General features: G+C 71.9%; 20 protein-coding genes and 1 pseudogene. 12 read left to right on the top strand and 9 right to left on the bottom strand.

Annotated features, from left to right (window positions below):
- The 4 genes and pseudogenes from B0B15_RS16595 to B0B15_RS15340 all read right to left on the bottom strand — a co-directional run.
- Positions 1 to 213: pseudogene (locus B0B15_RS16595) on the bottom strand (hypothetical protein); the annotation flags it as partial.
- A 56-nt stretch (positions 214 to 269) separates the two neighbouring features.
- Positions 270 to 1,355: an ABC transporter permease gene (locus B0B15_RS15350; RefSeq protein WP_076677547.1), complete on the bottom strand. Its 1,086-nt coding sequence runs from the start codon at positions 1,353 to 1,355 to the stop codon at positions 270 to 272.
- Complete coding sequence (locus B0B15_RS15345; RefSeq protein WP_076677545.1) at positions 1,352 to 2,128, bottom strand: ATP-binding cassette domain-containing protein; 777 nt, start codon at positions 2,126 to 2,128, stop codon at positions 1,352 to 1,354. Before B0B15_RS15345 ends, B0B15_RS15350 begins: the two co-directional genes overlap by 4 nt.
- A complete protein-coding gene (locus B0B15_RS15340; protein ID WP_256334296.1) occupies positions 2,125 to 2,823 on the bottom strand; it encodes a nucleoside/nucleotide kinase family protein in 699 nt (232 codons plus the stop codon). The genes B0B15_RS15345 and B0B15_RS15340 overlap by 4 nt, the downstream gene beginning before the upstream one ends.
- Positions 2,824 to 3,058: 235 nt before the next feature.
- On the opposite strand from B0B15_RS15340, the gene B0B15_RS15335 reads away from it, so the two are divergent.
- On the top strand, positions 3,059 to 3,787 hold the full coding sequence (locus B0B15_RS15335) for an SDR family oxidoreductase (RefSeq protein WP_076677543.1): 729 nt from the start codon (positions 3,059 to 3,061) through the stop codon (positions 3,785 to 3,787).
- A gap of 143 nt (positions 3,788 to 3,930) precedes the next feature.
- Here the strand turns inward: B0B15_RS15335 and B0B15_RS15330 are convergent, their stop codons facing one another.
- Positions 3,931 to 5,178 (bottom strand): D-arabinono-1,4-lactone oxidase, encoded by a 1,248-nt coding sequence (locus B0B15_RS15330; protein ID WP_076677541.1) that lies wholly within the window; start codon positions 5,176 to 5,178, stop codon positions 3,931 to 3,933.
- A gap of 151 nt (positions 5,179 to 5,329) precedes the next feature.
- A complete protein-coding gene (locus B0B15_RS15325; RefSeq protein WP_076677539.1) occupies positions 5,330 to 6,490 on the bottom strand; it encodes an ROK family transcriptional regulator in 1,161 nt (386 codons plus the stop codon).
- Positions 6,491 to 6,597: 107 nt separating this feature from the next.
- On the opposite strand from B0B15_RS15325, the gene B0B15_RS15320 reads away from it, so the two are divergent.
- The 5 genes from B0B15_RS15320 (at position 6,598) to B0B15_RS16590 (ending at position 11,532) form a co-directional block, all read left to right on the top strand.
- Positions 6,598 to 7,083, top strand: a complete 486-nt coding sequence (locus tag B0B15_RS15320) for a glutathione peroxidase (RefSeq protein WP_076677537.1) — start codon at positions 6,598 to 6,600, stop codon at positions 7,081 to 7,083.
- Positions 7,084 to 7,283: 200 nt separating this feature from the next.
- Positions 7,284 to 8,180, top strand: a complete 897-nt coding sequence (locus B0B15_RS15315; protein ID WP_076677535.1) for an esterase/lipase family protein — start codon at positions 7,284 to 7,286, stop codon at positions 8,178 to 8,180.
- A 102-nt stretch (positions 8,181 to 8,282) separates the two neighbouring features.
- Entirely contained in the window at positions 8,283 to 9,470 is a 1,188-nt protein-coding gene (gene xylA / locus B0B15_RS15310) for a xylose isomerase (protein ID WP_076677533.1), read from the top strand.
- 353 nt (positions 9,471 to 9,823) lie between these two features.
- The gene (gene xylB, locus B0B15_RS15305) at positions 9,824 to 11,218 is read left to right on the top strand and encodes a xylulokinase (RefSeq protein ID WP_076677531.1); all 1,395 of its coding nucleotides are present in this window, start codon (positions 9,824 to 9,826) and stop codon (positions 11,216 to 11,218) included.
- Positions 11,219 to 11,382: 164 nt separating this feature from the next.
- Complete coding sequence (locus tag B0B15_RS16590) at positions 11,383 to 11,532, top strand: hypothetical protein (RefSeq protein WP_176776638.1); 150 nt, start codon at positions 11,383 to 11,385, stop codon at positions 11,530 to 11,532.
- Between the two features lie 13 nt (positions 11,533 to 11,545).
- Here the strand turns inward: B0B15_RS16590 and B0B15_RS15300 are convergent, their stop codons facing one another.
- A complete protein-coding gene (locus B0B15_RS15300) occupies positions 11,546 to 12,298 on the bottom strand; it encodes a hypothetical protein (RefSeq protein ID WP_083709080.1) in 753 nt (250 codons plus the stop codon).
- A gap of 66 nt (positions 12,299 to 12,364) precedes the next feature.
- Here B0B15_RS15300 and B0B15_RS15295 point away from each other — a divergent pair, with 66 nt between their 5' ends.
- From B0B15_RS15295 to B0B15_RS15265, 6 genes are all read left to right on the top strand, one after another.
- Complete coding sequence (locus B0B15_RS15295) at positions 12,365 to 13,333, top strand: LacI family DNA-binding transcriptional regulator (protein WP_076677529.1); 969 nt, start codon at positions 12,365 to 12,367, stop codon at positions 13,331 to 13,333.
- A gap of 220 nt (positions 13,334 to 13,553) precedes the next feature.
- Positions 13,554 to 14,270 (top strand): L-ribulose-5-phosphate 4-epimerase, encoded by a 717-nt coding sequence (locus B0B15_RS15290; protein WP_076677527.1) that lies wholly within the window; start codon positions 13,554 to 13,556, stop codon positions 14,268 to 14,270.
- Entirely contained in the window at positions 14,267 to 15,850 is a 1,584-nt protein-coding gene (locus tag B0B15_RS15285; protein ID WP_076677525.1) for a xylulokinase, read from the top strand. The genes B0B15_RS15290 and B0B15_RS15285 overlap by 4 nt, the downstream gene beginning before the upstream one ends.
- Positions 15,851 to 15,870: 20 nt before the next feature.
- Positions 15,871 to 17,382 carry an L-arabinose isomerase gene (gene araA, locus B0B15_RS15280; protein WP_076677523.1) on the top strand — a complete coding sequence of 504 codons (1,512 nt, stop codon included), beginning with the start codon at positions 15,871 to 15,873 and terminating at the stop codon, positions 17,380 to 17,382.
- A gap of 409 nt (positions 17,383 to 17,791) precedes the next feature.
- Positions 17,792 to 18,871: an SDR family oxidoreductase gene (locus tag B0B15_RS15275; RefSeq protein ID WP_076677521.1), complete on the top strand. Its 1,080-nt coding sequence runs from the start codon at positions 17,792 to 17,794 to the stop codon at positions 18,869 to 18,871.
- Positions 18,872 to 19,140: 269 nt separating this feature from the next.
- Entirely contained in the window at positions 19,141 to 19,635 is a 495-nt protein-coding gene (locus B0B15_RS15265) for a hypothetical protein (RefSeq protein ID WP_143016364.1), read from the top strand.
- 77 nt (positions 19,636 to 19,712) lie between these two features.
- Here the strand turns inward: B0B15_RS15265 and dgt are convergent, their stop codons facing one another.
- Both dgt and B0B15_RS15255 read right to left on the bottom strand, forming a co-directional pair.
- Positions 19,713 to 21,281 (bottom strand): deoxyguanosinetriphosphate triphosphohydrolase family protein, encoded by a 1,569-nt coding sequence (gene dgt, locus B0B15_RS15260; protein ID WP_083709079.1) that lies wholly within the window; start codon positions 21,279 to 21,281, stop codon positions 19,713 to 19,715.
- Between the two features lie 311 nt (positions 21,282 to 21,592).
- Entirely contained in the window at positions 21,593 to 23,929 is a 2,337-nt protein-coding gene (locus tag B0B15_RS15255; RefSeq protein ID WP_076677515.1) for a beta-xylosidase/alpha-l-arabinosidase, read from the bottom strand.
- Positions 23,930 to 23,933: the final 4 nt, after the last annotated feature.

The raw sequence follows: 23,933 nt of genomic DNA, 5'->3' as shown, positions 1-23,933 counted from the left end.
CTTGGCGGCTTCGTCCTGGATGCCGCACTGCATGGAGATGTAGAACTCGTCTCCGGCGACGCCCTGCACGAACGCGATCTTGTATCCGCCGTCGGAGCCGCCCGAGGCGCCGCCCGAGGCCGTACCGCCGGAGCAGCCCGCGAGGGTCAGGGTCGCCGCCATGCCGAAGACCGTCAGGGCGGTCGCCTTCTTGTTCCACTTCATTGTGATCACCGTTCTTGTTTGTCGGGTTGGGTAAGGGGTTGGGGAGGAAGGGAGGCCGCCGCGGCTCAGCCGCGCCGACCTCCGCTGACGAACTTGCGCCACAGGCCCTGCGAGTTGCCTCGGGTCGCGGCGGTGCGGCGCACCTGGTCGACGTACACGGCCGTGATGAGCACCGCGCCGACGGCGACCTGCTGCCAGAACGGCTGCACGCCGGTGATGACGAAGCCGTTCTGCAGCACGGCGGGGATGAAGAGGCCGACGACGGTGCCCATGATCGTGCCCACGCCGCCGAAGAGCGACGTGCCACCGATGACCACCGCGGCGATGACGTTGAGGTTGGTCTGCGACTGACCCGCGATCGCCGTCGTGGAGAACTGGGAGAGCGACAGGATGCCACCGAGTCCGGCCAGGGCGCCGGAGATCGTGTAGATCTTGATCAGCTGCGCGTCGACCTTGACGCCGACGCGACGGGCGGCGATCTCGCTCGATCCGACGGCCAGCGTGTAGAGGCCGAAGCGCGTGAAGTGAAGGACGATCGCACCGATCGCGACGACCACGAGGGCGATGACGCTGATGATCGGGACGCTGCCGAAGACGTTGCCGTAGCCGATCGAGACGGTCAGCACGGTCGGCACGTCGCGGATGTCGACGCCGCCGGTGAGGATCTGCGCCAGACCCAGCGCCATGCCGAGCGAACCCAAGGTGACGATGAGCGGCGGGATCTTCGCCTTGGCGATGAGGAAGCCGTTGAACAGCCCCCAGCACACGCCGCTCAGGATCGCGACCAGGATGCCGACGATCGCGACGCCCCAGCCTTCTCCGCCCATCGCCCGCATGACGATGGCCGCGACGACGCCGGAGAACACCAGGACCGATCCGACCGAGAGGTCGATGCCGGCCGTGATGATCACGTAGGTCATGCCGACTGCGAGCACGGCGAGGATCGAGGCGTTCTGGATGATGAGGCGGAAGTTGGTCCACTGCGCGAACGAGTCGGGCGCGATGATGCTGAAGACGATGATGATCGCCAGCAGCACCAGCAGGATCTGGAAGGCCTGCGTGCGCAGGATCCGGCGGACGGGGTTCACCTTCTGGGTGTCGTCGAACGTGCCGATCGCGACGGTCTCGGTGGGAGGGGTCGTGGTGCTCACTTCTGGTCGTCCTTCGTGACGGCGCCGGTCATGAGCCCGACGAGTTCTTCCATGGAGGTGTCGGCGGCCTGGATGTTGGCCACACGGGTGCCCAGACGCAGCACCTGGATGCGGTCGGAGACGTCGATGACGTGCGGCATCGAGTGGGAGATAAAGACCACCGCGATGCCCTTGTCGCGCACGCGGCGAATAGTCTCGAGCACGTTCTTCGTTTGACGCACGCCGAGGGCCGCGGTGGGCTCATCGAGGAACACGACGCGCGAGGCCCAGTGCACGGCCCGCGCGATGGCGATGGCCTGACGCTGACCTCCCGACATCTCGCCCACCGGGGAGGTCAGCGACCGCACGGTGGCGCCGAGTTCGTCGAACGCCTCGCGCGACGCCTTCGCCATGTCTTTCGTCTTCATGAACCCGAGCGCCCCGGCCAGCCCCGGGCGACGGATCTCGCGGCCGAGGTACATGTTCTGCACGGGATCGAGGTGGGGCGCGAGCGCGAGGTCCTGGTAGACCGTCTCGATGCCGAGCGAGGAGGCGACCTGGGGGTTCGACATGTCGATCGGCTTCCCGTCGAACCGGATCTCGCCCTCGTCGACCGCGAGGTTGCCCGACAGGGCCTTCACGAGCGTCGACTTGCCGGCGCCGTTGTCTCCGATGAGAGCGGTGACCTCGCCGGGGTAGACCTCGAAGTCGACGTTGTTGAGGGCGCGGACGGATCCGAACTGGCGCGACAGGCCGCGCGCCTGCAGCACGGGCACAGCCGTGGTGGTGCTCATGAGGAAGCTCCTTCGTGGTGGCCGACGCCCCCGGCGGGGGCGTCGGAGACGGTGACGACGAGGTGGGCGCGGTGGCGCCCGCGTTCGACGACGGCGGCGTTGCGCTCGTCGACCTCGCGGACCCAGGCCACGGCCTCGTCATGCGGGTGGTCGTGGGAGAGCCGGCGGGCGACGAGGCGCTTGCGGCGGGCGTACGCGTCGATGTCGAGGAACCAGACCTCGTCGAGACGGGATGCCACGGCATCCCACCCGTGCTCGTCGTGCAGCAGGTAGTTGCCCTCGGTGATGACGAGGGGGACGTCGGCGGGCACGAGCACCGCGGAGCCGATCGACTCCTCGAGGCTCCGGTCGAAGCGCGGCGCGTAGACCTCGCGGCCGGCGCGAATGCGATCGAGCAGGGCGACGTAGCCGTCGACGTCGAACGTGTCGGGGGCGCCCTTTCGATCGCGGCGGCCGAGGCGGATGAGCTCCTCGTTGGCGAGGTGGAACCCGTCCATGCCGACCAGGACCGCGTCGGAGCCCAGGGCGGCGAGCAGCGCGTCGCTGACGGTGGACTTGCCGGCGCCGGGCGTACCCGCCAGCCCCAGGACGCGGCGCTCGCCCGATGCCGCGAGCCGACGGGCACGGTCGACGAGGTCGTCGAGGTGCACGGTCGCGGCGGCGATCGGTGCGGCGTTCTGCGAGGTGCGGGTCACGGCGGTGTGGTCCTTCCGGGGACGCCGCACGTCCAAGTGCTGCGCCGGTGGAGCGGTCCGGTGGAGCTTTCCACCGGTCGAACGAACGTTACGGTAAGCCCACCGTGACACCGGTGTCAACAGTCGGGACCAATTCGTCATGACACCGAAGTCATCCGCGTGATTCTGTGGTTATCATGGGCCGCGACGACACCGCCGTCGTCCCCGCCCTCAGGACCCGCGAAAGAGCCCTCCCATGACCGATTTCACCGACCGCACCATCCTCGTCACCGGAGCCGGTGGCGGCATCGGCGGCGCGACCGTGCGCCACCTCGTCGCCGCCGGGGCGACCGTGCTCGCCGCCGGTCGTACGGCCGACAGCGTCGCCGCGATCGCCGCCGAGACCGGCGCCGAGCCCGTCGTGTTCGACCTCGAATCCGAGGACGAGATCCGCTCCGCGATCGAGGGCCGCGACCTCTACGGCGTCGTCAACTGCGGCGGGTGGGGCGGCGAGATCGCCACGCCCATGGAGACCGACATCGACGTGTTCGACAAGGTCATGAGCATCAACGCCCGCGGGTCACTGCTGGTGACCAAGTACGCCTCGCGCGAGATGATCCGCGTCGGCAAGGGCGGCGCCATCGTCAACGTCTCGAGTCAGGCGAGCCTCGTCGCCCTCACGGGGCACATCTCGTACGGCTCGTCGAAGGCCGCCCTGGACAACATCACGCGCGTGTCGGCCCTCGAGCTCGGCGGCTACGGCATCCGCGTCAACAGCGTGAACCCCACCGTCGTCATGACGCCGATGTCGGCCTGGTACTGGGGTCGCCCCGACATCGAGGGCCCCTTCCTCGAGGCCATGCCGCTGCACAAGTGGGCGACCGAGGACGACATCGCCGCCCCCATTGTCTTCCTGCTCGGCGACGGCGCGGGCATGATCTCCGGCGTCTCGCTCCCGATCGACGGCGGCTACTCCAGCCGCTGAACCGGATGCCACGGGGCGGCGCCGCGGTGGGCGGCGTCGTTCCGCGGTCTCGGCATGAGGAGGCTGAGCTCGTCGAAGCCTCCGGGGGTTGCGTGGGTCCCGGTCCCATCGACGGGCTCAGCGACCTTCGCGCGCCTCCCGCCTCACAGGCCGAGCGTGCGCTCCAGATAGGCGTTGCGGAAGACGCCGCGCGGGTCCGCCTCGCGCGCCGCGGCGAGGAAATCGTCGACGCGGGGGAGCGTGGAGCGCACCGTCTCGCCCGGCATCGTGAACGCCTTGCCCCAGTGCGGGCGCACGTCGAAGGGTGCCAGAGCCTGCTCGATGTGCGGCAGCACCCCGAGCACGCCGTCGGTGTCGTTGCGCCAGGTGAAGTGGATCGCGAGCACGTCGCGCTCGAACGCCGGGCTGAGCCACAGGCCGTCGGCGGCCACCGTGCGCAGCTCCGTCACCAGCAGGTGCGCGTCGAACGCGGGGGCGATCGCGCGGACGGCCGTCAACGCGTCGGCCGCGGAGGCGATCGGGACGAAGTACTCCGACTGGATCTCGTCGCCGTCGCTCGGCAGCGCGTCGGCGCGGAAGTGCGGCAGGCGGGTGTGCCACGGCCCCGGGGTTCCGCGCTCGGTGGTGTTGTCCAGCGTGCGGATGCGGCCGAGGTGCAGGTCGTCGCCGACGGGACGGCCCCCGAGGTCCTCGACCCATGTCGGCGCCTCGGTGTCGCTCTTGGCCCACACGAGGTCGTCGGCCGGGTCGCCCCACGTCGTGAAGACGCTGACGCTCCGCGATGCCCCGAACACCGTTGCGGGGTCGGACACGAGGTCGTTCCACGCGACGCCGGTATAGGCCTGCTGGATGACGGTGTACGTCGGGACGGTGCGCAGCTCCACGGCCGTGACGACCCCGAACGCGCCGAGCCCGAGGGCGGCGGCGCCGAACCACGGATGCGCCTGATCGACGTGCTGCGTGCGGCCGTCGGCATCCATGATCTCGAGGGCCGTGACCGCGCTCGAGAGGTTACCGTTGCCCATCCCCGACCCGTGGGTACCGGTGGCGGCGGCCCCGGCGATCGAGATGTGCGGGAGGGAGCCGAGGTTGTGCAGCGCGCGCCCCTCGGCCTCGAGCACGGGGGCGAGTTGCGCGAAGGTCACGAGCCCCTCGACGCGCACGCGGTCGTCGGTGACGTCGATGCGGGTCGGCATCCGTTCGAGGCAGACGAGGGCGCCGTCGGCGTCGGCGATGTCGTTGAACGTGTGGCGCGTCGCCTGCACGCGCAGCGCGGGACAGCATGCCACGACCTCGGCAAGCTCGTCGACGTCGGCGGGCAGCAGCACCTCGGCGGCGTGGTAGCGGTAATTGCCCGACCAGGTGGCTCCGGCGTCTCGTGTCTCGGTCATAGTCGCTCCGTCTTCGTCGTCTCGTGCACCTCGTCCATCCTGCCCCCGACAGGGCGACGCGGGGGCCGCGGGTGACCGCCCCGGATACCGACCGCTCGGTCGCACATCGCCCCTCCGCTCCGCCCGGCGCGCAGCCCCGGATGCCGGGACCTCAGCGCGCGGGGAACAGGGCGGTCTCGAACACGGCCTCGGCCGCGCCCACGAGGAGACGGTCCTCGCCGAGTTCCGCCGCCGCGAGGCGTAGACCTTCCGCGCACGCGGGCATGGTCTGCGCGCGCACGGCCTCATCGAGACCAGGCAGGTCGAGCTCGGCGAGGGTCGCGAGGAAACCACCGAGCACGATGACCGCCGGGTTCATCACGTTCGCCGCGTTCGCGAGGGCGGTCGCGAGGATCCGCCGCTGCCGCGCGATCTCAGCGCGCACGACGGGGTCGTCGGCGGCGGCGAGGGCTGCGGCCAGCGTCGCCTCGTCCGCGGTGTCCAATCCGACGGCGGCGAGCAGCAGTGCGCGACTCACCTCGTCCTCCAGGACGCCGTCGGCGGCGCGCCGGTCGCGCGGGTCGACGATGCCGGGGCGGTTCTGTCCGAACTCGCCGGCGTAGCCTCCCGCGCCGCCGAGCGGCACACCGCCCACGATCACCGCGCCGCCGATGCCGCTCGCGCCGCCGTTGAGGTAGACGACGTCGTGCGCTCCGCGCGCGGCGCCGAACAGGTGCTCGGCGAGGGCGCCGAGCGCCGCGTCGTTGCCGACGTGGGCGGGCAGGCCCGTGGCGTCCGTCATGAGAGAGGGCAGCGGGGCGTCGATCCAGCCGAGGTGCGGCGCCTCGCGCACGACGCCGTCGGCGGCGCGCACCGGACCGGGCACGGCGACGCCGATTCCCGCGATCCGTGCATCGGCCAGGGCGTCCGCACGCCAGCGCGCGAGGTGCGCACCGACCAGCTCGGCGGTGCGTTCGGGCGTGAGAAGGGCGGTCTGGGGGAGCCGCTCGCGCGCGACGATCGTGCCGTCGAGGGCGACCGCGCCGAGGTCGAGGGCGTCGACCTCGGGGTTGACGGCGATCGCCACGACTCGCGGGTCGGGGGCGACGATGGGGGACGGCCGGCCCACGCGACCCTGAGCGTCGGACGCGCGTTCGACGACGAGCCCCGAGCGCTGCAGGTCACCCACGAGATCGGCGATCGTGGAGCGGTTCAGGCCCGTCGCCTCGGTGAGGGCGGCGCGGGAGCGAGGTCCTTGGCGGTGCACCGTGCGCAGCACGAGGGAGAGGTTGGCGCGGCGCATGCCGTCGCCGCGCGTGCCCTCGGTGACCATCCGACCACTGTGCCATGCCGTCGGCGTCGGGCCGTGGCATCCGTCCCTGCCCGTCGTGGATGCCGCATTCCCACCCCGGGCAAAGCGCGCGGTGCCAGGATCGACGCATGGACCTCTCCGGCATCCCCATTACGACCATCCGCGGCGACGAGACGACCTTCGGCGAACTGACCGCCGGCAAGGCCGCGCTCGTGGTCAACGTCGCGTCGCGGTGCGGTCTCGCGCCGCAGTACGAGGCGCTCGAGGCGCTGCACAAGAAGTACGCCGACCGCGGGTTCACGGTGATCGGCTTCCCGAGCAACCAGTTCCTGCAGGAGCTCAGCGACGAGGACAAGATCGCCGAGTACTGCTCCGCGACGTGGGGCGTCACCTTCCCGATGTCGGAGAGGGTGAAGATCAACGGGCGCAACGCGCACCCGCTGTACAAAGAGCTGACCACGACCCCGGATGCCGAGGGCAAGACGGGCCGCATCTCGTGGAACTTCGAGAAGTTCGTGGTGGCCCCCGACGGTCGGGTCACGCGCTTCAGCCCGCGCACGCAGCCCGACGCCCCCGAGGTCGTCGCCGCGATCGAGGACGCCCTCCCGCGCTGACCTGCCCCGGCGCCGCGGCCCACGTCCCGCGTCCGCCCGCTGGTAACACCCGGCCCGCGCGCCTCGCGCTCGCGCCGGCTCGCTCCGTCGGGTGTCCGGGACACGCCGTCGTGCCTCGGCCGACACGGTGTGTCCCGGACACTCGACGGGGGAAACGCTGCCCTATCCTGACCGGGAAGCCGACCCGTGAAGGAGCCGCCATGGCCGATGCCGTCGTCCTCGTCTCCGGTGGCGCCGCCGTCACCCCGTTCACCGATCCCGAACGTGCCGCGGCCACGGGGCTCGCGGCGGGCAACACGATGACGGCCCTCCGTGCGCACCTGCTCGACCGTGGCATTCGGACCTTCACCGCCCCGGCCCGCATCGGTGCGGGGGAGGTGCGGGAGGATGCCGGGTGGCAGGGCTTCGCCGACGTTGCCGTCGTGCTGCCCGCCGAGGTCACCATCAACGCGGTCGGTCGTGTCGACGACGCGGGGGTGGCGCTCGCCGCCTTCCTGCGGTGGCTCGCGGACGACCAGGGCATCGACAGCGTGGCCCTCGTCGGTCACTCGATGGGCGGGCTGTTCTCGCGCGCCGCCATCCGCGAGCTGGGCGGTGAGGGCCCGCGCGTCGAGCGTCTCGTGACCCTCGGCACCCCGTGGGACGGCTCGGTGCTCGGCGACCTGCTCGACGGCGAGATCACCGAGGACGACGCGCACGGCGACCCCGCCACCCTGCAGATCTTCGCCGAGGCGCGACCCTATGCCGACGCGAACTCCCAGGGGGCGGCGGCCGAGGTGTCGCGTCGGTTCCTGCGCGGGTGGAACGACGCGCAGGCGGGGGTCCTCGACGGCACCCCGGTGACCGCGATCGGGGCGGGCTTCTTCGCGGCCGCCGACGAGCCGCGGCAGCTGTGGCCGCACGACGGCCTGGTCTCGCTCGCGAGCGGACGGGCCGACGAGGTTCCCGCGACGGTGCTGCCGATCGTCGAACGTCACTCGTTCCCCGACCACGTGCACAGCATCTTCTTCGCCGAGGGGTTCGGCCTACGGTGGGAGCGCGCGCTGACGTGGGACCCCGCCGTGTTCGCCGTGGTGGACGCCGCGCTCGACGACTGACGCGGGGCTGGACGCCGCGGCATCCGGGGTATATGTTGTGAGCACCAACAAACCCGGCGCGCGTCACCGCGCACTCGTGCGTCTCCATGCGAAGGAGCAGGAATGCCCACCCCCACCCGCGATGACAAGTTCTCGTTCGGTCTCTGGACCGTCGGCTACAACGGCACCGACCCGTTCGGCGGCCCCACCCGCGAGCCCCTCGACGTCGTGCACGTCGTCGAGAAGCTCGCCGAGCTCGGCGCCTACGGGCTCACCTTCCACGACGACGACCTCTTCGCCTTCGGCTCGACCGACGCCGAGCGTCAGACGCAGATCGACCGCCTGAAGGGCGCGATGGAGGCCACCGGCATCGTCACGCCGATGGTCACCACCAACCTCTTCTCCGCCCCGGTGTTCAAGGACGGCGGCTTCACCTCGAACGACCGCCAGGTGCGTCGATTCGCCCTGCGCAAGGTGCTCCGCAACCTCGACCTCGCCGCCGAGCTCGGCGCGAAGACGTTCGTCATGTGGGGTGGCCGCGAGGGCGCCGAGTACGACTCCGCCAAGGACATCCGTCAGGCGCTCGAGCGCTACCGCGAGGCCGTCAACCTGCTCGGCGACTACGTCACCGACAAGGGCTACGACATCCGTTTCGCGATCGAGCCCAAGCCCAACGAGCCCCGCGGCGACATCCTGCTGCCGACCCTCGGTCACGCGATCGCGTTCATCGACTCGCTCGAGCGTCCCGAGCTCGTGGGCCTGAACCCCGAGGTCGGTCACGAGCAGATGGCGGGCCTCAACTTCGCCGCCGGCATCGCCCAGGCGCTGTACCACGGCAAGCTCTTCCACATCGACCTCAACGGTCAGCGCGGCATCAAGTACGACCAGGACCTCGTCTTCGGCCACGGCGACTTGCACAACGCCTTCGCCCTCGTCGACCTGCTCGAGAACGGCGGCCCCGGCGGCGTCCCCGCGTACGACGGCCCTCGCCACTTCGACTACAAGCCCTCGCGCACCGAGGACGAGACCGGCGTCTGGGACTCGGTCTCGGCCAACATGAACACCTACCTGCTGCTCAAGGAGCGCGCCGCGGCCTTCCGCGCCGACCCCGAGGTGCAGGAGGCCCTCGAGGCCGCCAAGGTCGCGGAGCTCGCGCAGCCGACGCTCAACGAGGGCGAGACGTACGACGACTTCCTCGCCGACCGCTCGGCCTACGAGGACTTCGACGCCGACGCGTACCTCGGCGGTAAGGGCTTCGGCTTCGTCCGTCTGCAGCAGCTCGCCACCGAGCACCTGCTCGGCGCGCGCTGAGCTTCCGAGGGGCCCGGATGCCGCGGCATCCGGGCCCCGTTCGACTCGCCGCGTCGCGCACAGCGCTTCACGGCGCGGCGCGCCCGAGCATCCGCGTCGGCGATTGTCCAGAACACCCGGGCGGATTGAGAAAGAGTCCGGGTGTTCTGGACACTCGAGTCACGGCAATCGGGCCCCGAGGGAGCGCGGCGTCTGTCGTGCCTCCGGCGGCTCGCCTCATCCGGCCATGAGTGTCCAAGACACCCGGACGGATTGAAAACCCCTCCGGGTGTTCTGGACGATAGAGCCCGGGTGCAACAACGGACAACGTGATCACCGCGCCGAAGAGGGCGCGGCGAACAGAGGGAGTGAGCATGGCGCTCGTCATGGGAGTCGATTCGTCGACGCAGTCGTGCAAGGTCGTCGTCGTCGACGCCGAGACCGGGCGCGTGGTGCGCGAGGGGCGTGCGTCGCATCCGGCCGGCACCGCGGTTGACCCCGAGGCGTGGTGGATCGCGCTGCAGGATGCCATCGCCCAGGCGGGCGGGCTCGACGACATCGCCGCGGTCTCGATCGCCGGGCAGCAGCACGGCATGGTCGTGCTGGATGCCGAGGGGGCCGTCATCCGCGACGCCCTGCTGTGGAACGACACGCGCTCGGCCCAGGCCGCGCGCGACCTCATCGCCGAGGTCGGCGCCGCCGAATTCGCCGAGCGCACCGGCGCAGTGCCGGTCGCCTCCTTCACCGGAACGAAGCTCCGCTGGCTGCGGGATGCCGAGCCCGAGAACGCCGCGCGCGTGGCCGCGGTCGCCCTCCCGCACGACTGGCTGACTTGGCGCCTGCGCGGCTTCGGGCCGGGCAACGCGGTGCTGGAGGAACTCGTCACCGATCGCTCAGACGCCTCGGGAACGGCGTACTGGGGCGCCGACGGATACGACGACGAGCTGTTCGTCCGCGCCCTCGGGCACGACGCGGTGCGACCGCGCGTGCTGGGACCGTGGGAGAGCGCCGGCACGTTGGCGGGCGGCGCGCTCGTCGGCCCCGGTGCGGGGGACAACGCCGGCGCGGCCCTCGGGCTCGGCGCGGGAGTGGGCGACGTCGTCGTCTCGCTCGGCACCTCGGGCACGGTCTTCGCCGTCGCCGACGCGCCCAGCCGCGACACCACCGGCACGGTGGCGGGGTTCGCCGACGCGACCGGGAAGTATCTCCCCCTCGTCGCGACCCTCAACGCCGCGCGCGTGCTCGATGCCTTCGCGGGCCTGCTCGGCGTCACGCACGACGAGCTCGGCGCCCTCGCGCTGGAGGCCGAGCCGGGCGCCGACGGCGTGGTGCTCGTGCCGTGGTTCGAGGGGGAGCGCACCCCGAACCTCCCGCACGCCCAGGCCTCGCTGACCGGTCTGACCCTGGCATCCACGAACCGTCCCACCCTCGCGCGCGCCGCGATCGAGGGGATGCTGAGCGGGCTCGCCGTGGGGCTCGAGGCCATCCAGGCGCAGGGCGTCGAGGTGCGGCGCGTGCTGCTGATCGGCGGAGCGGCGGCCAACGACGGCGTGGCGCGCATCGCCGCGCAGGTGTTCGACGCCGAGATCGTCGTGCCGGCCGCGGGGGAGTACGTCGCGCTCGGGGCGGCGCGCCAGGCCGCGGGTGTGCTCGCGGGCGGGCCGGTCGACTGGACGGTCGCGACGACCCGCGCGGTCGAGCCCGATCACCGACCGCAGATCCGGGCGCGCTACGACGTCGTGGCGGCGCTGCGCGCGCAGGAGAGCTAGTCGCCCGATTCGCAGTGGATTCGGGCGACCGAAATACGCCAGAGTAGGACCGGACCCGTCGACGCCTTGTAAGGGGGGCGTCGACGGGTTCTTCACGGGAGCGCTCCCGACGCCGGGCGTCAAGACCCTCGCCGCCTCCGCGCGGCCCGCCGTAGCGTCGCCGCATGGTGCGCATCCGTCTCGAATCCCCGACCTTCCACCGCGACATCGAGGTCGACGGCGCCGAGCCCCTCGTCGAGGCGGAGGGGATGACCTGGGCGCGCGCGGGCGAGGTCGACGGCCTGCCGCGGTACGTCCCGGCGGCGGCGGGCTGATCCCGCGAGGCCGTCACGGCATCCGGAGGTCGCCCGTCGCCTCCTGCACCCGCACGTACGACGGCTGCCGGAGCGCGCTCACCCACGGGTACACCCGCGCTCCCGGGATCAGTCGGCGCACCGCGTCGAAGCGCAGGCGGCGGTCGTCCTGATCGGCATCCGGACGCAGCTCGACGACGGCGAACGGATGCCACCGACCCCCCGGAGAGGCATGGGCGAGGGTGAGCGTCCAGACGGCGTCCGCGTGCCCGGGCAGCTCGCGCGGGTCGGACGCCGGGGGGCGCCCGGAGCGGGTGCGGGCGATGAGGACGACGGGCCCGCGTCGACCGCGGTACGGCAGGAGGGTCCCGAGGCGGGCGCGCTCCGGGCGACGGTGGGGCAGGAGCGCGAAGCGGCCGGGCACGTTCCACCCCGTGGAGGCGAGCTCGATGTCGGCGACGCCCTGCCCGCCGGGGCCCCACGCTCGGGTGTCGACCCGCAACGCGAGACCGATGACGTCGGGCAGGGGCGCGGGCAGCCCGAGCGACCGCGAGACGCGCGCGACCACCCGAACCGGACCCGGCGGAGCGTCGTCGATGAAGGCGACGCCCGAGGGGGCGGCATCCGGGATCCAGCGCATCTCCCCGCTCAACACGACGCCACGGCTGTGGATCGGACGGGGGTGCCGCAGACGCTGCGCCAGCCCGAAGGCCGCGGCCAGAGCCGAGCCGACCGGGCGGGCGAACGGCGATCGGCGCAGGGGAGGGATGCCGGTGGGGGAGGTCACGCTTCGAGGGCACCGCATGAACCCGGCGCACGCCGAGGGGGTTGCGCGCCGCTACTGTGAGTCACCATGAGCGGCGAGGTCGGAGGCAAGCGCATCGGCATGCGCGAGGTCGCCGAGGTCGCGGGCGTCTCGACCCAGACGGTCTCCCGCGTCCTCAACGACTATCCCGGCATCCGCGACGCCACCCGTGAGCGCGTGCGGGCGGCCGTCGCCGCGCTCGACTACCGCGTGAACAACGCCGCGCGCGCCCTGGGCACGAGCCTCACGCGCACCGTCGGGGTCGTGGCCTCCGATGCCGTGCTGCACGGGCCCGCGGCGGGCATCGCGGCGCTCGAACGGGCGGCGCGGGCGCGCGGGCGGTGGATCTCGACCGCGTACACCGACTCCGACGACCCGGCCGACATCGACGCGGCCGTGCGCCACCTGCTCGACCAGGGCGTCGACGGCATCGTGCTGGTCGCCGCGCACGGCGCCACCTCGCTCGAGGGGTACGACGTCCCGCTCGTGCCGTTGTACGGCGAGTCGGGGATCCGGCAGCGGGATGCGGCCGCCCTCGTCGTCGACTATCTCGCCGACCTCGGGCATCGCCGGTTGATCGAGGTCGCGGGCCCGGCCGACTGGCGCGAAGCGCGCGCGAGGGCGGCCGGCGTCGCCGAGGCCGTCGTCCGCCGTGCTCTCGCGCGCGACGCCGGTTTCGAGGGCGACTGGAGCGCGGCATCCGGATCCGCCCTCGCCCCGGTCGTCGCCGACCGCGTGCGCGCGGGCGCCACGGCCGTCGCGGTCGCCAACGATCAGATGGCGCTGGGGCTGATCGCGGGTCTGGCTGCGCGCGGCATCGTCGTTCCCCGCGACGTCTCGGTCGCCGGTTTCGATGACAACCCGGATGCCGCGTTCTACACGCCCGCCCTCACGACGGTGCGCCTCGACGTCGAGGGTGAGGCGGTGCACGCCGTCGCGACGGTCCTCGGGGATGCTGCCGCGCCGCCCGCCGCCCCGGTGCTGGTTCCCCGCGCGTCGACGGCCTCGCCGCGCTGATCCACGTTCCCCGGGCCCGCTCGGTGTCCTCTCCAGCGAGATCGCCTCCTCCCGCCCAGATGACCGGCGATTCCGCGTCGACGCGCGTGAGCTCGCGAGAAGCCGGTCGTCTCGGTGCGGCGCTGTACAAGCGATGCGGGCGGGGCCTCGCGTCGGGCGCGATGTTACCGGTAACATGACAGGCGCAACCCGCCACCGACAGAGTCGAAGGAGACCCCGCGTGTCCGAAGCCGCCACGTTCGCGCCCGAGGTGCAGGAGGCGATCGACGCCGTCCGCATCGACGTCGCGAAGCTGCACGCCGAGCTCGTGCGCTACAACCTCATCGTCTGGACCGGCGGCAACGTCTCGGGGCGCGTCCCCGGTGCCGACCTGTTCGTCATCAAGCCCTCCGGCGTCTCGTACGACGACCTCGCCCCCGAGAACATGATCCTCTGCGACCTCGACGGCAACGCCATCCCCGGCGCCCCGGGCAGCGAGCGCAGTCCCTCCAGCGACACCGCGGCACACGCGTACGTGTACCGCAACATGCCCGAGGTCGGCGGCGTCGTGCACACCCACTCCACCTATGGCGTCGCGTGGGCGGCCCGCGGCGAGGAGATCCCGTGCGTCATCACGGCGATGGCCGATGAGTTCGGCGGCCCGATCCCGGTCGGCCCTTTCGCGATCATCGGCGACGACTCGATCGGCCGCGGCATCGTCGAGACGCTGCGCGGCCACCGCTCGCGCGGCGTGATCATGCAGAACCACGGCCCCTTCACGATCGGTTCGAGTGCGAAGGATGCCGTGAAGGCCGCCATCATGCTCGAAGACGTCGCCCGCACCGTGCACATCGCGCGCGAGGCCGGCCCCCTCATCCCGATCCCGCAGGACAAGATCGACGCCCTCTACGAGCGCTACCAGAACGTCTACGGACAGAGCACGGACGACCGCCGATGAACGCCCACGTCACCGCCCTGCTCGAGGAAGGCCGAGCGAGCCTCGGCATCGAACTCGGTTCCACCCGCATCAAGGCGTGCCTCATCGGCCCCGACGCCGAGGTGCTCGCCACCGGCTCCCACGAGTGGGAGAACGTCTACGCCGACAAGCTCTGGACCTACTCTCTGGATGCCGTGTGGTCGGGCCTGCAGGCCGCCTACGCCGAGCTGGCCGCCAACGTCCGGCAGCAGTACGGCGTCGCCCCCGAGCGGTACGCCGCGATGGGCGTCTCAGCGATGATGCACGGCTACCTCGCCTTCGACGCCGACGGCGAACTGCTCGCCCCGTTCCGCACCTGGCGCAACACGAACACCGGCGTCGCGGCAGCCGAGCTCACCGAACTGCTCGGCGTGAACATCCCGCTCCGCTGGTCGATCGCGCACCTGCACCAGGCGGTGGTGGATGCCGAGCCCCACGTGCCCGAGATCCGCTTCCTGACCACCCTCGCCGGGTACGTGCACTGGAAGCTCACCGACGAGAAGGTGCTCGGCGTCGGCGACGCGTCGGGAATGTTCCCGATCGACTCCGCGACGCGCGACTACGACGCCGAGCTCGTCGCGCGCTACGACGGCCTGGCCGACGGACGCGTCCCCGCGCTGACAGACCTGCTGCCCCGCGTGCTCGTCGCCGGCGCCGCGGCCGGTGAGCTGACCGCCCCGGGCGCAGCGCTCCTCGACCCGAGCGGGACCTTGCGTCCCGGCATCCCGTTCGCCCCGCCCGAGGGCGACGCCGGCACGGGCATGGTCGCCACCTGCGCCGTCGCTCCGCGCACGGGCAACGTCAGCGCCGGCACGAGCATCTTCGCGATGGTGGTACTCGAGCGTCCGCTCGCCGAGGTGCACCACGAGCTCGACCTCGTCACGACGCCCTCGGGTGACGCGGTGGCGATGGTGCACTGCAACAACGGCGCGAGCGAGCTGGCGGCGTGGGCGAACATGTTCACCGCCTTCTCCGTCGCCGCGGGCGTGCCCCAGACCCCGGATGCCACGTACGCGGCGCTCTTCGAAGCCGCACTCTCGGGTGAAGCCGACGCCGGCGGTGTGCTGGCCTACAACCACCTCGCCGGGGAGCCCATCGCCGGTCTCGACGAGGGGCGGCCGCTCGTCGTCCGCACGCCCGACAGCCGCCTGACGCTGCCCAACTTCATGCGGGCGCAGCTGTACGGCGTCTTCGGGACGCTGGCACTCGGCATGGACGTGCTCCACGGCGAGGGCGTGCAGCTCGATCGCATGTACGCGCACGGCGGGATGTTCCGCACGGCCGGTGTCGCGCAGCGGTTCCTCGCCGCGGCGCTCGACGCCCCCGTCGCGGTCGCCGAGACCGCCTCGGAAGGCGGCGCGTGGGGCATGGCCGTTCTGGCCGCGTACGTCGCCGACGAGTCCGGCCGCGACCTCGACGCATGGCTGCGCGAGACCGTGTTCGCGACCGCGCCGATCGTCACCGCCGACCCCGACCCGGCGGACGTCGCCGGCTTCTCCGCCTACCTCGACCGCTACCGCGCAGGGCTCGCCGTCGAGGCCGCCGCCGTGGCATCCCTCTGAAGATTCGAAAAGGAACAGTCATGACCCGCACCCCGCTCAAGAACGACCTCGACGGCTACGAGGTCTGGTTCGTCACCGGCAGCCAGAACCTCTACGGCGAAGAGACCCTGAAGCAGGTCGCCGAGCAGTCGCAGGCCGTCGTCGAGGGCCTGAACGGCCTGCCCGTGAAGGTCGTCTGGAAGCCCGTGCTGAAGGATGCCGACAGCATCCGCCGCATGGCGCTCGAGATCAACGGCCGCGACGACGTCATCGGCGTGATCGCCTGGATGCACACCTTCAGCCCCGCGAAGATGTGGATCTCGGGCCTCGATGCCCTGCAGAAGCCGCTCCTGCACCTTCACACGCAGGCGAACGTCGAGCTGCCGTGGAACGACATCGACTTCGACTTCATGAACCTCAACCAGGCCGCCCACGGCGACCGCGAGTTCGGGTACATCCAGACGCGCTTGGGCGTTTCGCGCAAGACGGTCGTCGGCCACGTGTCGAACCCGGCCGTGCGCCAGCAGATCGAGGACTGGGAGCGCGCCGCCGCCGGCTGGACCGCCGCCCGCACCCTCAAGCTCGCGCGCTTCGGCGACAACATGCGCTTCGTCGCCGTCACCGAGGGCGACAAGACCGAGGCCGAGCTGCGCTTCGGCGTGCAGGTCAACACGTGGGGCGTCAACGAGCTCGTCGAGGCCGTCGAGGCGGCATCCGACGCCGACATCGACGCGCTCGTGCAGGAGTACGTCGACAGCTACGACGTCGTGGACGAGCTGCTCCCCGGCGGCGCGCGCCACCAGTCGCTGCGCGACGGCGCCGCGATCGAGCTGGGCCTGCGCTCGTTCCTGGAGGAGGGCGGCTTCGGCGCCTTCACCACCTCGTTCGAAGACCTCGGCGCGCTGAAGCAGCTGCCCGGTCTCGCGGTGCAGCGCCTCATGGCCGAGGGCTACGGCTTCGGCGCCGAGGGCGACTGGAAGACGGCGATCCTCGTGCGCGTCGCGAACGTGATGGGCGCGGGCCTGCCCGGCGGAGCGTCGCTCATGGAGGACTACACCTACGACCTGGTCCCCGGTCAGGAGCGCATCCTCGGCGCGCACATGCTCGAGGTCTCGCCGTCGCTCACCACGAAGAAGCCGCGCCTGGAGATCCACGAGCTCGGCATTGGCGGCAAGGACGACCCGGTGCGTCTGGTCTTCACCGCTGACGCGGGCCCCGCGCTCGTCGTCGCGATGAGCGACATGCGCGATCGGTTCCGGCTCGTGGCGAACGTCGTCGAGAACGTCGACGCCCCCGACCTGCCGAAGCTTCCCGTGGGCCGCGCGGTGTGGAAGCCCGCGCCCGACTTCGCGACCTCGGCCGGCTGCTGGCTCGCCGCCGGTGCCGCGCACCACACCGTCATGACGACGGCCGTGGGTATCGAGGTGTTCCGCGACTTCGCCGAGATCGCCAAGACCGAGCTCGTCGTCATCGACGACGACACCACGGTCCGCGGTTTCCAGAGCGAGCTGCGCTGGAACCAGGCGTACTACCGCCTGGCCCAGGGCCTGTAAGACCCGTCGCCCCGGGCCGCCGCACGGCCCCGGGGCGACGCGGCGCGTGCGCCTCGATTCTGGTGGCGCCCCGCGAGCCGGTTCGACCGGCGCGCGGATCGTGCCCCGGAACCTCCGCAGCGGTGGGCTGCGGCGGTTCCGGGGCATTTCCGCGTCCGGGCTGCGACCACGGTCCGACGCGGGGCGCATGGCATCCGGTTCGTGCGCCCCTTGTCCCACTTCTGGCGGTGCGTGTCCCCCTTGTGGTGAGGTGGTGGGCCCTGGCCTGCGTGTCCCCGCCCGCAGTGAGTCGGCCGGCCTTGCAACGCTCCCTCCGGGACGGGGGAGCCGCAACGCGGCGACACGCACGACGAGGTCGCCGCCGGAATAGCGACGGCGGCCCTCTCGTTGCGGACCACTCACGCAACCGATGGGAAACGCTTTGTCCTCCACCTCACACGCCCTCGTCGTCGGCGCGACCGGTATCGCCGGCGGCGCCCTGCTCGATCGTCTCTCCGACGACGGCTGGGAGGTGACGGCGCTCTCGCGGCGGCCCGGCGCGGAACGGGCCGGAGTCACGTGGCGATCGGCCGACCTTCGATCGCCGGAGTCGTTGGCATCCGCCCTCGACGGCATCCCCGTCACCCACGTGTTCTTCACGGCGTGGTCGCGACAGGAGACCGAGGCCGAGAACATCGCCGTCAACGGCGGTATGGTGCGCGACCTTCTGGCGGCGCTGGCCGCTGCCCCCGTGCGCCACGTCGCCCTGATGACCGGATTGAAGCACTACCTCGGGCCCTTCGAGGCCTACGGGCAGGGCGCCATGCCCGATACACCGTTCCACGAGGACGAGCCCCGGCTCGAGGTCGACAACTTCTACTATGCGCAAGAAGACGAGCTGTTCGCCGCCGCCCGGCGCCAGGGCTTCACGTGGTCGGTGCATCGCTCGCACACCGTGCTCGGGCACGCGGTCGGCAACGCGATGAACATGGGGCTCACGATCGCCGTCGCCGCCGCGATCAGTCGGCACCTCGGTCGGCCGCTGGTCTTCCCGGGCAGCGAGACGCAGTGGAACGGTCTGACCGACGTGACGGATGCCGATCTGCTCGCGAGCCAGATGGTGTGGGCGTCGACGCACCCCGAGGGCGCCGGCGAGGCCTTCAACACGGCCAACGGCGACGTCTTCCGGTGGCGCTGGATGTGGCCGCGTCTCGCCGCAGACCTCGGCGTGGACGCCGAGGGCTTCGACGCCGTGCCACGCCCCTTCGCGCAGCAGATGGCGGAGGCCGCACCCGTCTGGGCCGAGATCGTCGCGCAGCACGGGCTCGTCGAGCCCGACATCACCCGGGTCGCCTCGTGGTGGCACACGGATGCCGACCTGGGGCGTGACATCGAGGTGATGACGGATATGTCGAAGAGCCGCCTGGCCGGCTTCGTGGAACATCACCGCACGAGGGACTCCTTCGCCCGCCTCTTCGATCGGTACCGCGCGGCGCGTCTCATCCCCTGACCGTGTCGTGGCGGCCGGTAGGGGCGGCGTCCTCGAGCATCATCCCCACCGATGTCGCGCACGCGTCGCCCCGCCTCGCCTCGGTCCCCTCGCGCACGGCGAAGCCCGCGATGACGAGGGCGGCCACGGGATCCGCCCACCACCAGGACGCGTCCCGCGGGATGCGTGAGCACCCTCGCCGTGCGCTTCGGGGCGCGCCCATGATTCGATGGTCATCGGCCTGTCCGCGACGTGTGGACCGCGCCACCGAACCGATTCACCGGAGCACGATGCCCCACCACGACGACGAGTCCGACGAGGCTTCCGCAGAACCCCTCTTCGTCGTGCAGAGATATCCGTCGCAGCATCTGGTCGCCCGGTGGATCGGCATCCTGTTCATGGTCGGAGCCGTGATCCTCGCCGCGTCGGAGGTGATCGAAGGAGATCGTCTCGCGTATGTCGGCGTCACGGTGTGGCTCACCACCCTGGGTGGTCTCGGCGCGATCATCTTCTTCTACGCCCTGTCGCTGGGGAGCGCGCGCATCCTCGTGTTCGACGACCACCTCGTCGTCCGCTCCGGACGGCGCCGGTCACGGGTCGTGCCGGCATCCGACATCGCCGAGCTCGCGGCGCTCCTGTCGGGACGGGTCCGCGGCAAAGACGAGCGTGGTCGCACGTTGTTCGAAACCATGAGCGTCTACCAGGGTTTCCGGGACTTCGCCGCGTGGCTGCAGGAGAAAGCGCCCCGACAGTGGGCCGAGATGACGGGGAGCTCCCGCGGCTGAGCGGGGCCGGGGCTGCGCGATCAGCCCTCGGGGGCCTCAGCGCGCCTGAACCGGGCCGTCGATGAGCACCGTCTCCGTCACAGGCGCTGCCCCAGCGCCCACAGGCGGTCGGCGCGACCCGAGATCGCCTCCGACAGGGCGAAGGCCTGCGCGTCGGTGAGGGATGCCACGTAGTCGACGATCCCGCGGGAGCGCGCGAGCGTCTCGGCCTCGGCATCCGAGGGCCGACGTCCGGGAGGCAGCGCCGCATACTGCTCGCGCGCCAGGGCGATGAGCTCGCGCAGGCGCCGCGGCGTACGCGCCCGGTCGAGGTCGTCGTCGAGCCACTCGCCGAGCGCCCGCACGGAGCGCGCGAGGATGCGGCTCATGCCGCGCTGCTGGATCGCCAGATCGGGGCGGCTGAGCACGAAGCGCTTGTGCACGAACTTCAGCACCTCGACGTGATGCCAGGCCGAGGCCGACAGCACGACGGGACCGGCCCGCGGAGTGTCGAGGGGGCGCAGGCGCGCCGACTCCTGGAACCGGCGGATCCACCGGTCGGTGAACGCGGCGAGCCGCCGCTCGGCCGTCAGCGAGCCGTCGAACGGGCGCGCCAGCAGGTCGGTGACCATCTCGGCATCCACGTCGCTGACGGCGGCGAGAAACGCCTCGTCGTCGGCGATCCACGGGTCGTCGCGGCGCATCTTGCGGCGCAGGCGCTCGAGTCCCGCGCCCGGCGCGAGCTCGGCGCGCACCTCGGCGTCTTCGCGGTCGCGCCACTCGAGCACATCGTCGAGCCACCCGCGGAACTCCGCGGCGATCGGGGCGTGATCCAGGATGCCGGCGCGGTAGAAGTCGTCGACGTCGTGCACCGAGTACGCGATGTCGTCGGCCAGGTCCATCACGGCGCCTTCGATGCTCTGACGCAGGGGCTCGGCATCCACCCCCTGACGTGCGTCGTCGAGATCGGCGAGATCGAGGTCGTACACGGAGTACTTGTGCACGCGGTACGCCCCATCGGAGGAGCGACGGATGCCACGGGGCGGGCCGATGCGCTCGACGTCGGCCGCCTCGACCGCCGGCGACCAGGGGTACTTCGCCGAGGCCGCGCGAACGGCGGCGGTGAGGTTGAGCCCGCGCGGGGCGTTCTCGATCACGTCGAGCGAGGTGAGGATGCGGTAGGTCTGCGCGTTGCCCTCGAAGCCGTCGGGGAGGCCCAGTTCCTCGCGCGCGAGGCGGTTCAGCGTCGACTCGCCGAGGTGGCCGAACGGCGGGTGGCCGAGGTCGTGCGCATACGCCGCGGCCTCGACGACCGTGGCGTTGCAGACGTCGCCCTCCCCGGCGCGACGCGAGATCGTGTTGAGCTGCAGGGCCACCACCCGTGCGATCGCGCTCACCTTGAGGGTGTGCGTGAGGCGGTTGTGCACCGGGGCGCCCGAGATCGACGGCGAGACCACCTGCGTCACCGCCGACAGCCGCGAGAAGTACGGCGAGAACTGGATGCGCTCGAGATCGATGGACCAGGGGTCGGCGCGCGCGTCGTCGTGATCGGGGAACACCCGGGATGCCGGATTGCCGACGATCGTCCCGCGCTCGGCGCTCGCTCGGTCGGCGGGCAGGGAGCGCGCGTCCGCGGCCGGGGGCGTGGTTTCGTCGTGCAGTGTCATCGGGTCCTTCCGCGGCGTCGACGGCGTGGATCCACGCTAACGCGGATGCGGCGGCCGTTCGCCGCGCGCACGACTCCCGCAGAACTCGACCCATACGGCGCCGGTGGCTTCAGGTGACGCCCGATTGCAGGAGTCGTGCTCGTCCACCCGGGGAGAGGCCGGCAGAACGGGCCGGCACCCGCAGCGCCGGGCTGCAGGCGGGCGGTGCACAACTCGTGCAGGAAGCGACCGAAGGAGGCGGCGCGGGCCGGTGGTCGCTTCTGCAGGAGTCGTGCACACGTGGCGGTGGCGGTCTCTCAGCGGCGGTCCAGTCAGCCCCGCCGCACCTCGACCTCCACGATCCGGGCGTCGTCGCCGCGCAGTTCGTACGTCGGACCGGTGACGCGCAGCGCCACCTCTTCGTCGATCTCGGCGCACGAGGGTCCGAGCCGCAGCTCCACCTCGCCCGGCTCGACCACGCGACGCATCGCCCGGTCGCTGTACGCCAGGCGCGAGGCGGGCACGGTGAAGCGCACCTCGGCGCTGTCGCCGGGCTCGAGCTCGACGCGCGCGTACGCCACGAGGTGCGCCACGGGGCGCGTGACGCTCGCGGCCGAGCGGTGCGCGTAGACCTGCACGACATCGGCGCCGCGCACGGGGCCGGTGTTCTCGACGCGGGCCGTCACGGTGAACGCGTCGCCCGCTCGGACCTGGGCGGAGGCGCCGGATGCCGACCCTCCGGCCGCGCCGACCCCGTCGACGCGCAGCTCCCGACGCTCGAACGTCGTGTACGACAGCCCGAACCCGAACGGCCGCACCGGCGTCGGGTCGGTGCTCGTCACGCCCGACGGGCCGCCGAGCAGCGGGTGCAGGTACGAGTACGGCTGGGCGCCGGCGGAGCGGGGAAGTGAGACGGGAAGACGCCCCGAGGGGGTGGTATCCCCGGCCAGGAGCGCCGCGAGCGCCGGGGCGCCCTCCTCGCCCGGGAAGAACGCCTGCAGCACCGCCGCGGGAGTCTCGGGCCCATCGAGCGCCCAGTCGATCGCGTACGGGCGGCCCGTCAGCAGCACGAGCACCACCGGGGTCCCGGTCGCGACGACTGCTTCGACGAGCTGTCGCTGCACCCCGGGCAGCTCGAGGGAGTCGGCGTCGTTGCCCTCGCCGACGGTCCCGCGTCCGAAGAGGCCCGCGCGGTCGCCGACGACGACGATCGCGACCTCGGCATCGCGGGCGGCCGCCACCGCGGCATCCAGATCCGAGACGTCGGACCCCTCGACCGCGCACCCGACGGCGTACGAGAGGTCGCCGAACCGCTCCGTGAGAGCGTCGCGCACCGTCGGCAGCGAGAATCCGAGCGGTGTGCCCGGGTGGTGCGCGAGCACGTGGTTCGCGAACGAGTAGCAGCCCATCAGCGCGTCGGTGCTGTCGGCATTCGGGCCGATCAGAGCCACGCGCCCGGGGGTGCCGAGCGGCAGCACCCCGTCGTTGCGCAGCAGCACGACCGACTCCTCCGCGATGCGGCGGGCGAGCGCGCGGTGCTCGGCGTCGTCGAGGTCGACGCTCTGCGGGGGCGTGGAGAAGTCGGCATCCAGAAGTCCGAGGTCCTCCTTCTCGGCGAGCACGCGGGCGACGGCGCGGTCGACCGCGGCCTCGGGCAGGGCGCCGGATGCCACCCGTTCGGCGAGGAACGGATAGGCGTCGGGTCCCGGCAGCTCGACGTCGATCCCCGCCTCGAGCGCGAGCTGCGCCGCCTCGGCACGGTCGGCGGCGATGCCGTGCATCGACCGCAAGAACTCCACGGCGAAGTAGTCCGACACGACGGTGCCGTCGAAGCCCCACTGACGGCGCAGCAGGTCGGTGAGCAGCTCGCGCGACGAGGCCACGGGGACGCCGTCGATCTCGGTGTAGGAGTTCATGACGCTGCGCACCCCGCCGTCGCGCACGGCCATCTCGAACGGCGGGAGGAAGACGTCCTGAAGCTCCCGCTGCCCGACCGAGACGGGGGCGTGGTTGCGCCCCGCCCGCGAGGCGGAGTACCCGACGAAGTGCTTGAGCGTCGCGTGCACGCCGGCGTCCTGCAGCCCCCGTACGAAGGCGGTGCCGATCGTGCCGACCACGTAGGGGTCCTCCGCGATGCACTCGTCGACGCGCCCCCACCGGGCGTCGCGCACGACGTCGAGCACGGGCGCGAGCCCCTGGTGCACGCCGAGCTCGCCCATGGAGCGACCGATGGCGGATGCCATGAGCTCCACGGCATCCGGGTCGAACGAGGCGCCCCAGGCGAGCGGGGTCGGGAAGGTCGCGGCCTTCCACGCCGCGAACCCGGTGAGGCACTCCTCGTGCACGAGGGCGGGGATGCCCAGCCGCGTCTCGGTCTGCAGGCGCCGCTGCTCGCCCCACAGCCACGCGGCGCGCTCGGCCGGATCGACGGGGCGGGTGCCGTAGACGCGGGTGAGGTGCCCGAGGCCGTGCACGGTGGCATCCGCGTAGGCGGTGGTGGTGACCTTCTCGCCGGAGAGGGGGGCGACGACCTCGTCGCCCTGGTCGACCCAGTAGCCGACGAGCTGCGCGAGCTTCTCGTCGAGGGTCATCTCGGCGACGAGGTCGCGCACGCGCGGGGACACCCCGGGCTCGAGGGCAGCGCCGACGTCGGTCTTGTGGATGGTCATGGTC

It is taken from the genome of Microbacterium sp. RU1D, assembly GCF_900156435.1.
GTDB lineage: Bacteria > Actinomycetota > Actinomycetes > Actinomycetales > Microbacteriaceae > Microbacterium.
Note: the sequence above shows the minus strand (reverse complement) of the source record. Positions and strands in the feature narration are given on the sequence as shown.